12 protein-coding genes are annotated in these 12,456 nt (G+C 71.7%); 4 read left to right on the top strand and 8 right to left on the bottom strand.

Annotated elements, in window-relative coordinates:
- The first annotated feature begins 154 nt into the window (after positions 1-154).
- The 3 genes from ACFWVV_RS07770 to ACFWVV_RS07780 are packed head-to-tail and all read left to right on the top strand — an operon-like array spanning position 155 to position 2,887.
- Complete coding sequence (locus ACFWVV_RS07770) at positions 155-1,279, top strand: type III polyketide synthase (protein WP_384356409.1); 1,125 nt, start codon at positions 155-157, stop codon at positions 1,277-1,279.
- 52 nt (positions 1,280-1,331) lie between these two features.
- Positions 1,332-1,877, top strand: coding sequence for an isoprenylcysteine carboxyl methyltransferase family protein (locus ACFWVV_RS07775; RefSeq protein WP_384356412.1), 546 nt, complete (start codon positions 1,332-1,334; stop codon positions 1,875-1,877).
- Positions 1,874-2,887 (top strand): NAD(P)/FAD-dependent oxidoreductase, encoded by a 1,014-nt coding sequence (locus ACFWVV_RS07780; protein WP_384356415.1) that lies wholly within the window; start codon positions 1,874-1,876, stop codon positions 2,885-2,887. Before ACFWVV_RS07775 ends, ACFWVV_RS07780 begins: the two co-directional genes overlap by 4 nt.
- Positions 2,888-2,902: 15 nt before the next feature.
- Here ACFWVV_RS07780 and ACFWVV_RS07785 read toward each other — a convergent pair whose 3' ends face one another.
- A complete protein-coding gene (locus ACFWVV_RS07785; protein WP_384356418.1) occupies positions 2,903-3,817 on the bottom strand; it encodes an oxygenase MpaB family protein in 915 nt (304 codons plus the stop codon).
- Between the two features lie 112 nt (positions 3,818-3,929).
- Positions 3,930-4,712, bottom strand: coding sequence for a type I methionyl aminopeptidase (gene map, locus ACFWVV_RS07790; RefSeq protein WP_384356421.1), 783 nt, complete (start codon positions 4,710-4,712; stop codon positions 3,930-3,932).
- A 65-nt stretch (positions 4,713-4,777) separates the two neighbouring features.
- Between map and ACFWVV_RS07795 the strand changes: the two genes are divergently transcribed.
- Positions 4,778-5,080, top strand: coding sequence for a helix-turn-helix transcriptional regulator (locus ACFWVV_RS07795; protein ID WP_384356424.1), 303 nt, complete (start codon positions 4,778-4,780; stop codon positions 5,078-5,080).
- Between the two features lie 24 nt (positions 5,081-5,104).
- Here the strand turns inward: ACFWVV_RS07795 and ACFWVV_RS07800 are convergent, their stop codons facing one another.
- From ACFWVV_RS07800 to ACFWVV_RS07825, 6 genes are all read right to left on the bottom strand, one after another.
- Complete coding sequence (locus ACFWVV_RS07800; RefSeq protein WP_384356427.1) at positions 5,105-5,506, bottom strand: pyridoxamine 5'-phosphate oxidase family protein; 402 nt, start codon at positions 5,504-5,506, stop codon at positions 5,105-5,107.
- Between the two features lie 26 nt (positions 5,507-5,532).
- On the bottom strand, positions 5,533-7,137 hold the full coding sequence (locus tag ACFWVV_RS07805) for an alpha-amylase family glycosyl hydrolase (RefSeq protein ID WP_384356430.1): 1,605 nt from the start codon (positions 7,135-7,137) through the stop codon (positions 5,533-5,535).
- 60 nt (positions 7,138-7,197) lie between these two features.
- Positions 7,198-8,184: a carbohydrate ABC transporter permease gene (locus tag ACFWVV_RS07810; protein ID WP_384356433.1), complete on the bottom strand. Its 987-nt coding sequence runs from the start codon at positions 8,182-8,184 to the stop codon at positions 7,198-7,200.
- A gap of 4 nt (positions 8,185-8,188) precedes the next feature.
- Entirely contained in the window at positions 8,189-9,139 is a 951-nt protein-coding gene (locus ACFWVV_RS07815; RefSeq protein WP_384356436.1) for a carbohydrate ABC transporter permease, read from the bottom strand.
- A 222-nt stretch (positions 9,140-9,361) separates the two neighbouring features.
- A complete protein-coding gene (locus tag ACFWVV_RS07820) occupies positions 9,362-10,693 on the bottom strand; it encodes an ABC transporter substrate-binding protein (protein WP_384356439.1) in 1,332 nt (443 codons plus the stop codon).
- A 691-nt stretch (positions 10,694-11,384) separates the two neighbouring features.
- Positions 11,385-12,425 carry a LacI family DNA-binding transcriptional regulator gene (locus ACFWVV_RS07825; protein ID WP_384356442.1) on the bottom strand — a complete coding sequence of 347 codons (1,041 nt, stop codon included), beginning with the start codon at positions 12,423-12,425 and terminating at the stop codon, positions 11,385-11,387.
- Between the last annotated feature and the right edge of the window lie 31 nt (positions 12,426-12,456).

A 12,456-nucleotide genomic window follows, 5' to 3' on the forward strand; every position in this document is an offset into this window, starting at 1 on the left:
GAAGTCCCGGACCGGGGAACACGTGCACAGCAGGAGTCAGTCGTATTCGGTCACTATCTGTCTTTCTTCGGCCCTCTTCAGTCTCTTGCAGACCTGCCCGCGCAATCCCCCGGTCCAGTCCCCCAGTCCCTACAGGCACCAGACGGGAAACCGTATGACCCGGATCGCAGCCGTCCGCGGTGCCCTCGCGCCGCACCGTCACCCCCAGCACGAGATCACCGACATGGTGGCCCGCACCTGTCTGCCGGAGGGGGCCGACCGCCGGGTCCTGGACCGGCTGCACCGCAGCGCGAAGGTCGCGTCGCGTCACATGACGCTGCCTCTCGGCCAGTACGCCGAGCTCGACGGGTTCGGCGCCTCCAACGACGTCTTCATCGCCGCCGCCACCGACCTGGGCGCCGAGGCCGTCCGGGACGCCCTGGACGCCGCCGGTCTGGCCCCCACCGATGTGGACCTGCTGGTCTTCACCTCGGTCACCGGTATCGCCACGCCCTCGATCGACGCACGGCTGGTCGGCCGGCTCGGACTGCGGCCCGACGTCACGCGGCTGCCCCTGTTCGGACTGGGCTGCGCAGGTGGCGCCGCGGGTCTGGCCCGGATGCACGACTACCTGCTGGGCAGGCCCGACCACGTGGCGGTGCTGCTGTCGGTCGAACTGTGCTCGCTGACCTTCCAGCGCGACGACGCCTCCATGGCGAACCTGGTCGCCACCGGGCTGTTCGGCGACGGCGCCGCCGCGGTCGTGGCGGTGGGCGCGCACCGTACGGAGCGGCCGGACGCGGACCGTACCAGGCAGCCGGACGGGATCGGCGCACACCGCACGGAGCGGCAGGACGCGGTCGCCGGGCCGACGATCGTGGACACCCGCAGCCACCTGTACCCGGACAGCGGCCGCGTCATGGGCTGGGACATCGGGAGCACCGGCTTCCAGGTCGTCCTGGACCCGCGGGTCCCCGACGTGGTGCGCCAGTACCTCGCCGACGACGTCGAGGGGTTCCTCGGCGACCACGGGATCAAGCCGGAGGACGTGACGGCCTGGGTGTGCCATCCCGGCGGCCCCAAGGTCCTGGAGGCCGTGTCCGAAGCGCTCCGGCTGCCGGACGGCGCACTCGACGTGACATGGCGTCACCTCGCGGACGTAGGCAACCTTTCCTCCTCCTCGGTGCTCCACGTCCTGCGCGACACCCTCGCGGAACACCGGCCACCCCCGGGAACACCGGGTCTGCTGCTGGCGATGGGGCCCGGGTTCGCCAGTGAACTCGTGCTGCTGCGCTGGTAGTCCGGGCACCGAAGGACATGCGTACAGGACTCGGACAAGGGACTCGGGGCAGATGATCTGGTACGGACTGCTGGTGGCCGCCGTCGCGGGCGAGCGCGTCGCCGAACTCGTCGTCGCCCGCCGCAACGAGCGGTGGAGCCGCGCCCGGGGCGCGGTGGAGGCGGGGCAGGGCCACTACCCGGCGATGGTCGTCCTCCACACCGGCCTGCTGGCCGGCTGCCTGGCCGAGGTGTGGCTGGGCGACCGGCCGTTTCTCCCCGCCCTGGGCTGGCCGATGGTGGCCGTACTGGTGGCCTCCCAGGCGCTGCGGTGGTGGTGCATCCGCACGCTGGGACCCCGGTGGAACACCCGGGTGCTCGTCGTCCCCGGGCTGCCCCTGGTGGCAGGCGGCCCCTACCGGTGGCGGTGGCTGCGGCACCCGAACTACGTGGCCGTCGTCGCGGAGGGTGTGGCACTGCCCCTGGTGCACACCGCCTGGGTCACCGCGGCCGCCTTCACGGTCCTCAACGCCGCTCTGCTCACCGTGCGTATCCGCTGCGAGAACCGGGCACTTGCCACCGTGGCCCCCACCGCCCCGGACCCGGCTGCCGCCCGGTGATCGACGTCCTGGTGGCGGGCGGCGGACCGGCCGGTCTGGCCACCGCCGTCCACGCCGCGCTCGCCGGTCTGGAGGCGGTCGTCGTCGAGCCCCGGAGCGGACCCGTGGACAAGGCGTGCGGAGAGGGCGTCATGCCCAGCGGAGTCGCCGCGCTGCGGGCCCTGGGCATCGAGGCCCCCGGCCGTGAACTGCGCGGCATCCGTTACCTGGACGCGAACACCCGCGTCGAAGCCCCCTTCCGCGGCGCCGCAGGACTCGGCGTCCGCCGTACGGCACTGCACGCCGCCCTGCACCGGCGCGCCCTCGACGTCGGCGTGCGGATCCTGCCGGGCAAGGTCGGTGAGGTGCGTCAGAGCGCGGACTCGGTCACCGCAGCGGGTCTCACGGCCCGCTGGCTGGTCGCCGCCGACGGGCTGCACTCGCCGGTGCGCCGCCGCCTGGGTCTTGACCTGCCGGGTGTCGCCCCCGGCCGGTACGGGCTGCGCAGGCACTTCCGCGTCGAGCCGTGGACGGACTTCGTGGAGGTCCACTGGTCCGGGGACGGTGAGGCCTATGTGACACCGGTCGGCGACGACCTCGTGGGGGTCGCGGTCCTCACCCGCAGCCGTCGACGGTACGAGGAGCACCTGGCGGGCTTCCCGGCTCTGGCCGCGTCGCTGAGCGGCCCGGCGGCGACCCAGGTGCGCGGTGCCGGGCCCCTGCGGCAGCGGGTGCGGCGGCGCACCGCGGGCCGGGTCCTGCTCGTGGGCGACGCGGCGGGCTATGTGGACGCCCTCACCGGTGAGGGCATCGCCCTCGCGCTGGCGACGGCCGGGGCAGCCGTCCGCTGCGTGGCCGCCGGGCGGCCCCAGGAGTACGAACGCGCCTGGGCCCGGCTGACCCGGCGGCACCGGCTGCTGACCGGGGCCCTGCTGACCGCCAGCCGCCGCCCCGGCACGGCCCGCCTCGTCGCCCCCGGAGCGGCCCGCATGCCCGCGCTGTTCGCGGCAGCCGTCCACGCACTGCAGTAGCGGTGAACGCCGCTGCTACCGGTCCGGGCCCGGTGGGGCGGGCGGTGTGCGCGACGAGGCCGGCGGTGCCATCGCCCAGCGGATCAGGCCCGTCACCACGTCCCCCGACCTGCGCGTCAGCGGTGCCGTCAGCGGTGTGAGGAAGCGCGGCGCCGTGGGCAATCCCAGTGCGGATGACGCCCACTCGGGCATCAGGGCAACCGCGTTGGCCGTCAGCGCCTTGTACGGGACGCGGACGGCCCGCGGCAGCGGTGGCTCCTTGACGATGAAGCGGGCGGCGTCCCGCGCGGCGGCCGTCGCCCGCAGTTCCGGGCGGAACCCGTCGAGCACGCCCCGCAACTGCTCGACGTCCAGCGGCGGCTGCGCCGCACCGAGCGCCGTGGCGATGCGCGCGGTGTCGCGTACGTAGGCGTCGCACTCGGGCGGGGACAGCGGGTGGGCGCCGAAGGCCTGGTGCGCGGCGAGGAAACTGTCCACCTCGGCCGCGTGCACCCATGCCAGCAGGTGCGGGTCGTCCGCCCGGTAGGGGCGGCCGTCCTCCGCGCTACCCGTCACCCGGGCGTGCACCGCGCGGACCTGCGCGACCGCCCTCCCGGCGTCGTCGGCCGTGCCGTACGTCGTGACGGCGAGGAACGTGCTAGTACGGGCGAGCCGCCCCCACGGGTCGCCCCGGAATCCCGAGTGCGCTGCGACGGCCGCCATCGCCAGCGGATGCAGGGACTGCAGCAGCAGCGCGCGCAGCCCGCCGACGAACATGGCCGCGTCCCCGTGCACGACGCGGATCGGCCGCTCGGGGCCGAACCAGCGGGGCCCCGGGGTCTGATGGATGCGTTCCCGGTTCTTCGGTCCGTCCGGGCCCGCCACCTGGGCAAACAGCTGACCGCCCACTCGGTTCCGCAGAACCTCGCTCCCGCGTCGGATGACGTCCATACCTCCAGTGTGCGGGCGGAGGGGGCCCACGGTGCCCGTTTGCCGACGACTTCGCCCCCCTGGGCCCCGGCCGGGTGGGCACAGCACGCGGTTCCCGGACCTGTCGCCGCCCCTACTGCCGGGATGCCGTCGGCAACGTGAGGATCTCGGCTCCGTCCTCGGTGATGGCGATCGTGTGCTCGCTGTGTGCCGTCCGGCAGCCCGTCGCGCTGCGGAGCGTCCATCCGTCGGCGTCGGTGACGAGCTCGGCGGTGTCCGTCATGACCCAGGGCTCCAGTGCCAGCAGCAGCCCTGGGCGCAGGGTGTAGCCGCGGCCGGGCCGCCCGGTGTTCGCGACGTGCGGGTCCTGGTGCATCGTCGACCCGATGCCGTGCCCGCCGAATTCGGTGTTGATCTTGTATCCGGCCTGGCCGAGGACCGTACCGATGGCGTGGGAGAGGTCGCCGATACGGGCTCCTGGCCCGGCGGCGGCGATCCCCGCGGCCAGTGCGCGTTCGGTGGCGCTGATCAGCGCGACACTCTCCGCGGGCCGCGCCTCGCCCACGACGAAGCTGATGGCCGCGTCGGCCGCGATTCCCTGCTTGGAGACGGCCAGGTCAAGGGTGAGCAGATCGCCGTCGGCGAGCGAGTAGTCGTGGGGCCGGCCGTGCAGAACGGCGTCATTGACGGCCGTGCAGATGTAGTGGCCGAACGGGCCGCGCCCGAAGGACGGCGCGTAGTCGACGTAGCAGGAGAGCGCACCCGCCTCGGCGATCATGCTCTTGGCCCACCGGTCGATGTCCAGCAGGTTCGTACCGACCGCGCTGCGGCTCTTCAGGGTGTGCAGGATGTCCGCCACCAGGGCGCCGGTGACTCTCGCCCGGTCCAGCAGGGTGGGATTCAGGATTTCGATCATGTGCCGCTTCCTCACGATTCCAACAACTATACCGGTCAAACTGTACCGGTACTAGAATCGGGGCCATGGTCAGACTGCCGCTCACCCCCGCCGACATCGCTCGCGGCCAGCACCTCGGGACCCTCCTGCGCCGGGCCCGGGGCGAACGCTCGATGCTGGAGATCGCACTCGCCGCAGGTGTCTCACCGGAGACGCTCAGAAAGATCGAGACGGGCCGGGTCGCGACCCCCGCCTTCCCGACCATCGCGACCATCGCAGACGTGCTGGGCCTCTCCCTGGACGCGGTGTGGGCCGAGATGAGCCGGTGCGACGGCGGTACGGGTCCGGCGGACGACGGCCACTGCGCGCACGCACAACTGACCGCGTGAGCCGTACGGTCCGAGGTGCCCGTCTCACCACGACAGGTCCCGGAGCTTCGGCGGACGGTCGGGGGTGAAGCGGACCATCGCCGTCTTGGGGTCGTCGAGCCCGGCGGAGAAGCGCGACGGCCACGCCTCCTGGCCGGGACCCAGGTAGCGGGTCAATTTGCGCACCGCCCGCGCGCGGTCCAGCGGAACGAGCAGGGCGGTGCCCCGGCAGGTCACCGAGAGCACCTGCCCGGATGACAGGTCGCAGGTGTCGACGACCAGTGCCATCCGCGGTTCGCCGGCGACGATCCGCCCCAGCCGCGAGTACGAACCGGTCAACCACCAGAAGGCCCCGTCCTCCCAGAGGAACCAGACGGGGCGCACGGAGGGGCCGGCCGCAGCCACCCGGGCGACGAGCGGCCGGGCCAGGAACTCGTACACGTCCATGCGGGCCAAACTACCGGTGGCGCAGGTCAGTTGCGCAGCCACGCCGTGGTGTCGTGGGGCAGGGTACCGCCGGGGCCCAGGGGGCCGCTCGTCAGGAGCAGTCGGGTGTGGGGCGGGAGGGGTGTGGGGCTGCCGGACAGGTTCGTCACGCAGAGCAGGCCGTGGGGGCGGGCGAAGGTGAGGACGCCGTCCGGGGAGGGCAGCCAGGTCAGCGGCCCATCGCCGAAGCCCGCGACGGTGCGGCGCAGGCGCAGTGCCGTGCGGTAGAGGGTGAGCATGGACGCCGGGTCGGTGCTCTGGCGGTCCACGGCGTAGCGCGCCCAGTCGGCGGGCTGCGGCAGCCAGGGTTCGCAGCGCGAGCCGAAACCGTAGTGGGGGGCGTCGGCGGTCCAGGGCAGGGGCACCCGGCAGCCGTCGCGGCCGGGGTCGGCGCCGCCGGAGCGGAAGTGCATGGGATCCTCGATGCGGTCGCGCGGGACGTCCGCCTCCGGGAGGCCCAGCTCCTCGCCCTGGTAGAGGTAGACCGAGCCGGGCAGGGCGAGGGTGAGCAGGGCGGCGGCGCGGGCGCGCCGGGTGCCCAGGGCGAGGTCGGTGGGGGTGCCGAAGGCCTTGGCTGCGAAGTCGAACCCGGTGTCCGCGCGCCCGTAGCGGGTCACCGTACGGGTCACGTCGTGGTTGCAGAGCACCCAGGTGGCGGCGGCCCGCACGGGGGCGTGCTCGGCGAGGGTGTCGTCGATGGTGCGGCGTAGTCTGCCGGGCTCCCAGGGGCAGGCGAGCAGGTTGAAGTTGAACGCGGTGTGCAGCTCGTCGGGGCGCAGATAGCGCGCGAAGCGCTCGGCGTCCGGCAGCCAGACCTCGCCGACGAACATCCCGCCGTACTCGTCGGCGACGGCCCGCCAGGAGCGGTAGATGTCGTGGAGCTCGTCCTGGTCGACGTACGGATGCGGGTCGGTGTCCGCCTCGAAGTCCGGGAGTCCGGGGTGCTTGGCGAGCAGAGCGGCGGAGTCGATACGAACGCCGCTCACGCCGCGTGCGAACCAGAAGCGGAGTATGTCCTCGTGTTCCTGGCGGACGGCGGGATGGTTCCAGTTGAGGTCGGGCTGCTGCGGGGTGAAGAGGTGGAGGTACCACTCACCGTCGGGGACCCGGGTCCAGGTGTCCCCGGCGAACTGCGACGGCCAGTTGTTCGGCGGGAGTTCGCCCTTCTCACCGCGGCCGGGCCTGAAGTGGAACAGCTCCCGTTCCGGGCTGCCCGGACCGGCCTCCAGCGCTGCCCGGAACCAGGCGTGCTGGTCGGAGACATGGTTGGGGACGATGTCGACGATGACCCGCAGGCCGAGTTCGGCGGCCTCGGCGATGAGCTTCTCGGCGTCCTCGAGGGTGCCGAAGGCGGGGTCGATGGTGCGGTAGTCGGCGACGTCGTAGCCGCCGTCGACCATGGGAGAGAGGTACCACGGCGTGAACCACACTGCCTGGACGCCGAGTTCGGCGAGGTACGGCAGGCCGGCGCGGACGCCCGCGAGGTCGCCCGTGCCGTCGCCGTCGCCGTCCGCGAAACTTCGGGGGTACACCTGGTAGATGACGGCGTCGCGCCACCAGTCGTCGGCGGAGGGTGCGGGAGCGGCTGTCACGGGACGGTCCTTTCGGGCGGGTGGGGCTCTGCGGGATGAGGAGGTCCCTGACCGGGAGGGTCAGCCCTTGAGGCTGCCTGCGGTGAGGCCCGCCATGATGCTGCGCTGGGAGAAGAGGAACACGATGATCATCGGGACGCTGGCGATCACCAGACCGGCCATGATCTGGTTCTGCGTCACCGCTCCTGCCGTCTGGGACAGGCCCACGCTGATCGTCATCTTGCTGCTTTCGGGCAGGACGAGCAGCGGCCAGACGAAGTCCTTGAAGACCAGCACGACGGTGAAGATGGACACCACGCCGAGGATGGGCCGGGAGAGGGGCAGGACGATCGACACGAGAACCCGCCACGGGGGGACGCCGTCGATCTCGGCCGCTTCGAGGATCTCGTTGGGTATCGAGTCGAAGAAGCGCTTCAGCAGAAAGATGTTGAACCCGTTGGCGGCCACCGGGAACCAGATGGCCCAGGGCGAGTTGAGCAGCTGCCAGCCAAAGATGGGCACATCGGTCACCGTGAGGTACGCCGGAATCATCACGACGATCGGCGGGATCATCAGCGTGGCCAGCATGGCCCCCAGGATCACGTTGCCGAACATCGGCCGGAGCTTGGAGAGCGCGTAGGCGGCGGTGACGTCCACGGCGAGCGCGAAGAGCCAGGCACCGGCGGCGTAGAACAGGGTGTTCTCGAGCAGCAGCCCCATGTCGAAGAGTTCCCAGGCGTCGGCGAACACCGAGAAGTCCGGTGCCTCCGGGAAGAGCGAGGGCGGCATCCGGGCGATCTCCTCGCCCGTCTTCATCGCCCCGGTGACCATCCAGTAGAGCGGGAAGACGAACACCAGCGTGAACACGGCCAGGACCGCGGTGAGCACGGCCCAGTAGATCTTCCTGCCCCAGCGGGACTTCAGCTCCAGCGGGGAGATCACGGTCCTGGCGTGCCCCTCGGCCCACGCGCCGCGCTTCCTGGTGGTGCGCCGGCGGCCGGGCCCGGGTACCGATGACTCCCCGGAGGCCTCAGCTGCCGCTACCCGGGGCTCGGTTGTCTTCAGCATGGGTCTACCTCTTCTCGTCGCGGGTCAGCCGCAGCTGGACCGTGGCGACCGCCAGCAGGACGAGCATGAGCATCAGGCCGAGCGCGCTGCCCGCCCCGTAGTTGCCGCCGTAGACGAAGGCGTACTGGTACATCAGGTAGGCGACGGTGACCGTCGCGTTCTCGGGGCCGCCGCCGGTGAGCATGTACGGCTCGATGAACACCTGCATGGTGGCGACGATCTGCAGCATCAGCATGAGGAGGAGGATCAGCCGTGTCTGCGGGATCGTGACGTGCCGGATCCGCTGGAGGATGCCGGCCCCGTCGAGTTCCGCGGCCTCGTACAGGTCACCGGGGATGTTCTGCAGGGCCGCCAGGTAGATCAGCACGCCGGATCCGAGGTTCATCCAGGTGGAGACGATCACCAGGGAGATCAGCGCGGTGTCGGTGGAGTCCAGCCAGGCCAGCGGCGGCAGCCCGGCGAAGTCCAGGAGCTGGTTGAACAGCCCGGGGCCCGGATCGTAGAACCAGCGGAACAGCAGGACCGAGACGATCGGCGGCAGCATCACCGGCAGGTACACCACGAACCGCAGGTACGCCCGGGCGTGCCGCAGTTCGTTGAGCACGATCGCGACGGCGAAGGGTACGAGGTACCCGCACACCAGGGCCAGCAGCGTGAACGCCAGCGTGTTGCGCCACGCCTGGCCGAACGCGGGATCGGCAACCACCGTACGGAAGTTGTCCAGGCCCACCCAGACCGGCTCGTCCACGAGGTTGGTCTGCTGGAAGCTGAGGACGGCTTCCCTGACGATCGGCCACCAGGCGAACATCGCGAAACAGAACAGCGCCGCGCACAGGAAGCCGTAGGCCGTCAGATTGTTCCGCACCTTGCGCCGGCGCGGCGACGGGGGCCGGCGACGGGGCGGTCTGCGATGCGGCGGAGCCTGCCGTTTCGGCTCCGCGGTGAGTGTGTCCATGAGGGTCTCCAGTTCCCGGCTGTGGCTACGATGTGGGGAGCGCCCCGGGGTGCGGTCGCCGGTCGCACCCCGGGACTCGGGTGTGATCCGCCGCACGGCACCCCGGGGACTCGGGTGTGATCCGCCGCACGGCACCCTGGAGGTCCCGGGTGCGATCCGCCGGCCGGCTCCCTGGAGGTCCCGGGATGCGATCCGCCGGCCGGCACCCCGGGGACGTCGCTGTCAGCCCCTGGCCAGGATCGAGTTCGCCTTGGCCTCGGCGTCCGCGAGCAGTTTGTCGACGTCGGCGTTACGCCGCGTCAGCACCGCGGACATGGGCACGTCGAGGACCGCGTACAGCTCCTGGGCCCTGACCGGTTCCAGCTTGGGGGCGACGCCTGCTGCGGCTTCGACGTAGAAGCGGTAGTTCTCCGTGGGCAGGACCGCGTGCGCGGCGCGGTCCTTGGCGATGGCCTTTCCGGTCGGGGAGTCGCCCATGTAGTCGTTGTTGGGGACACCCACCGCCTCGCCGTTGGCCTTGCCGCGGGCGTAGTCGTGGCGGCCCTTGCCCGGCGTGTTGAACTGGAAGTCGATCCACTGCATGGCGGCCTTGGTCTGGGCGGCGTCCGCCTTCGGGTTGACCATGTACGCCTCGCCGCCGCTCAGCGACGCCCTGCCCTCCGGCACGCCGGCGATGCCGTAGGCGTCGACGTTCCCCTGGAACTTCTGGACCAGGTCGGTGACGACGTCCGGCGCCCCGAGCATCATGCCCGTCCTCCCCGCCGCCATCTGCTGCATCAGAGCCTCCCAGCCGATCAGCACCTTGCTGCCGACGCTGTCGTCCTGCCAGCGCATGTCGTGCAGGGTGTGCAGCACGGCTTTGCCCTCGGGGCTGTTGAAAGCGGCCTTGCCGTCGACCACCATCTCGCCGCCGCGGCTGAAGAGGGACTGCGCGAAGTGCCAGCCGCCCACGTTGCCGCCGCCGTACTCGCCGTAGCCGACGTACCCGTCACCCAGGGCGGCGATCTTCTTCGCGGCGGCACGCACCTCCTCCCACGTCCGGGGCGGGCTGTCCGGGTCGAGACCGGCCCGGGTGAACAGCTTGCGGTGGTAGATCAGGCCGACGCTGTAACTCACGTTGGGGACGCCGTAGACCTTGCCGTCCTTGGTGACCATGTCCCTGACGTCCTGCTTGATGTCGCCGAAGTTCTTGACCAGGCCGGTGACGCCGGTGAGGTCCTTCGCCTGTTTCTTGGCAATGACGTCGGCGTAGTTGGTGACCGGGACCATGAAGACCGTCTCCATCTGCCCGCCCGCCAGCTTCGCGGCGAAGGTCTTCGGATCGAAGCACGGCTGCTGGTCGGTGCTGTTGACCTTGACGCCGGGGTGCGCCTTCTCGAACGCGGCGACGTCGTCGTTCCACGCTTTGCGCTGCTTCGCCGCGGTCTTCGCCGGCTGACACGCCACGGTGATCGTCACGCCTCCCGCCTTGGCGTCCGTCGCGTCCCCGCCGCAGGCCGCGAGGCTGAGGACGAGGCCTGTGGAGAGAAGGATCGCGAGGTTACGGGGCTTCATTACGGCTCCTCGGAGGTGACGCCCAAGCACTGCCCTGATTGCTGCGCCACCATAGGACTCCCGACAGATCTGCGCAATAAGTCGATCCAAACTTGCAAGATGACGACTGAATTACGGAGGGATAGGGGCCGCTCCTCACCAGTGGACCGGGTGGGGAGGGCAGTTGAGGGCGGGCGGCGGCTCGCGGTCGACGACGAGCGGAGCGACGGCCGCGGGAGGCCGGTCAAGGTGTGTGCACAGGATGCCCGCCCTAATCCCGTTGCTGTGCAGGGGGTTGACGGCCCACGAGCCGTGCGAGCCGGTGAGTGGTGGGCCGGTCTGTACGGAAGAACCCGCCCTCGCGTGACGCCGCCCCGCGCCGTCGGGGTCCGGACGTACTCCCCTGTGGCCGGGGGCCCGGGCGGCTTTGTGCGCTCCGCCGGGACCCTCGGCCAGGAGCGGGCCGACGCCGCGTGCCCGCAAAGGAGTTGAGGTCCGAGGCGTTGTCAGGCACACGACGGCGAGCCACTCTGGGAGAGCGCTCTCCCGATCGGCCACGGGACGGCCCCACGGTCACCCGGCCCGTCCCGTCCTCCTCGCGCACGAGGGCGGTCCGGGCCACGTCGTGGGTACGGGGGCCGTAGGACCGCCGGCGGGGGCGACGGCAGTCAGGACCGCCGGCGGGTACGGGGGGATCCGGTGTGGTGCTTCGTCACGCCGAGTCGCGGACCACGAGTTCCGCATCGAAGATGACCGAGGTGGGGCGGGTCCTGCCGCCCTCGATCTGCTCCTGGAGCAGGCGCGCCATCGCGGCGGCCATCTCCTCCATTGGCTGGCGGACCGTGGTCAGCGGCGGCCGGCAGGCCACCGCGGGGCCGGAGTCGTCGAAGCCGACCACCGCCACGTCGTCCGGCACCTGCCTGCCGCTCTCCCGCAGGGTCCGGCAGACGCCCCGCGCCATCAGGTCGTTGGCCGCGAAGACCCCGTCGATACCGGCGTCCTCGGCCAGCAGCCGGGTCATCGCCGCCGCCCCGCTGTCCTCGGTGAACTCTCCCTCGGCCGTGAGGACGTACGGATGCCCGTGGCGGGCCATGGTGTCCTGGAAGCCGGTCAGCCGTTCCTGGGCGGCGGGAAGGTCCAGCGGCCCCGTGACGGTGGCCACGCGCCGGCAGCCGCGGGCGAGCAACTTCTCGGCGGCCAGCCGCGCGCCGTCCCGGTGCGCCACGTCGACGTAACTGACCTGCGCCGAAAGCGCGGGGCGTCCGAACAGGACGCAGGGGAGGTGCTCGGCGGCGAGCATCCCCGGCAGCGGGTCCCCGGCGTGGGTGGAGAAGATCAGCGCGCCGTCCGCGCTGCCCTGCCGCAGATAGCCGACCACGTCGCGCCGTGCCGCGTCGGTCTCGGCGAACATCAGCACCGGGTACATCGACCGGGGCCGCAGAAAACCGACGACCCCGCTGACCACGCGGCTGAAGAAGGGGTCGGCGAGCACCTGGGCGGCGAAGAGGTTCTGTCCGCTCTCCGAGTCGTCGCCCGCACCGGAGACGACCAAGGCGATGGTCTCGGCCCGCCGGGTCACCAGGGACCGCGCGGCCCGGTTCGGGGCGTAGCCGGTGCGTTCGATCGCGCCGCGCACGGCGGCCTGGATCGCCGGGTCCACGTTGCGGATGCCGTTGACGACCCGGGACACGGTCGCGCGGGAGACGCCTGCCTCCCGCGCGACGTCCTCGAGGGTCGGCGCCTGTCTGGTCATGCCGGTAACCCTACCGGCGGCCCCGGGCCCC

Origin of the sequence: Streptomyces sp. NPDC058663 (assembly GCF_042716745.1) — a bacterium.
In the GTDB taxonomy this organism is placed as follows: Bacteria; Actinomycetota; Actinomycetes; order Streptomycetales; family Streptomycetaceae; genus Streptomyces.

Excerpts from the sequence above, each read along its gene's own strand:
- ACFWVV_RS07770 (WP_384356409.1), top strand. The coding sequence starts at position 155 with ATGACCCGGATCGCAGCCGTCCGCGGTGCCCTCGCGCCGCACCGTCAC.
- ACFWVV_RS07775 (WP_384356412.1), top strand. The coding sequence starts at position 1,332 with ATGATCTGGTACGGACTGCTGGTGGCCGCCGTCGCGGGCGAGCGCGTC.
- ACFWVV_RS07785 (WP_384356418.1), bottom strand. The coding sequence starts at position 3,817 with ATGGACGTCATCCGACGCGGGAGCGAGGTTCTGCGGAACCGAGTGGGC.
- map (WP_384356421.1), bottom strand. The coding sequence starts at position 4,712 with ATGATCGAAATCCTGAATCCCACCCTGCTGGACCGGGCGAGAGTCACC.
- ACFWVV_RS07795 (WP_384356424.1), top strand. The coding sequence starts at position 4,778 with ATGGTCAGACTGCCGCTCACCCCCGCCGACATCGCTCGCGGCCAGCAC.
- ACFWVV_RS07800 (WP_384356427.1), bottom strand. The coding sequence starts at position 5,506 with ATGGACGTGTACGAGTTCCTGGCCCGGCCGCTCGTCGCCCGGGTGGCT.
- ACFWVV_RS07810 (WP_384356433.1), bottom strand. The coding sequence starts at position 8,184 with ATGCTGAAGACAACCGAGCCCCGGGTAGCGGCAGCTGAGGCCTCCGGG.
- ACFWVV_RS07815 (WP_384356436.1), bottom strand. The coding sequence starts at position 9,139 with ATGGACACACTCACCGCGGAGCCGAAACGGCAGGCTCCGCCGCATCGC.
- ACFWVV_RS07820 (WP_384356439.1), bottom strand. The coding sequence starts at position 10,693 with ATGAAGCCCCGTAACCTCGCGATCCTTCTCTCCACAGGCCTCGTCCTC.
- ACFWVV_RS07825 (WP_384356442.1), bottom strand. The coding sequence starts at position 12,425 with ATGACCAGACAGGCGCCGACCCTCGAGGACGTCGCGCGGGAGGCAGGC.